2 protein-coding genes are annotated in these 884 nt (G+C 61.3%); both read right to left on the bottom strand.

The window, feature by feature from the left end; all coding sequences use genetic code 11:
- On the bottom strand, positions 1 to 335 hold a 335-nt coding region (locus AC1DT3_RS22860; RefSeq protein WP_477467449.1), incomplete at its 3' end, for a GTP-binding protein.
- Between the two features lie 109 nt (positions 336 to 444).
- A partial coding sequence (locus AC1DT3_RS22865) for an HrcA family transcriptional regulator (protein WP_477467450.1) occupies positions 445 to 884 on the bottom strand: 440 nt, incomplete at its 5' end.

The following is an 884-nucleotide window of genomic DNA, read 5'->3' on the forward strand; positions in this document are numbered from 1 at the left end:
CCCTGCGAGGCGTCCACGACGAGGATCGATCCCTCGCAGGCGGCGAGCGATCGCGAGACCTCGTAGGCGAAGTCCACGTGACCGGGCGTGTCCATCAAGTTGAGGATATAAGTCTTGCCGTCCTGTGCGACGTATTCGAGGCGCACCGTCTGCGCCTTGATGGTGATGCCACGCTCACGCTCGATGTCCATGCTGTCGAGGACCTGTTCCGTCATCTCGCGCGCGGTCAGAGCCCCCGTCGTCTGGATCAGACGGTCGGCGAGCGTCGACTTGCCATGGTCGATATGGGCGACGATGGAGAAGTTGCGGATGTTATCGAAGGTGCGAACGGTCATTTATCGGGCAAATACCAAAAGATCTGTTGGTCGCGGCAATAGCAGCAAGGGGGAATAAAGCCAAGGGAAGGCGGATTTGCCTAACCGGGAAGCTGCTCCGAAGCGACCCCTATCGGCCTCGTTCGAGGATCCGGGAGACCACTTTGGCGGTGWAATCSACCATSGGMACGATGCGSGCRTARTTGAGCCGGGTCGGCCCGATGATGCCGAGCACGCCAACAATCTTCTGGCTGGCATCGCGAAAAGGCGCCGCGATCATGGAAGAGCCGGACATGGAGAACAGCTTGTTCTCGGAGCCGATGAAAATCCGCACGCCTTCGCCGCCTTCGGCGCGCGCAAGAAGATCGATCACATCGGTCTGGGTTTCGAGATCGGCGAAGAGCAGACGCACGCGCTCCAGATCTTCGACCGCCTTCAGATCCTCCAGCAGGTTGGCCTGCCCACGGACAATGAGCTGGCGCGTGTCGGACGAGCCGACGGTGGTCGCCAAGCCCGCATCGACCAGCCTGGCGGTGAGGACGTCGAGTTCCTGCTCCATCTGGCTGCGGG

Source organism: Microvirga sp. P4_G7, from assembly GCF_056401005.1.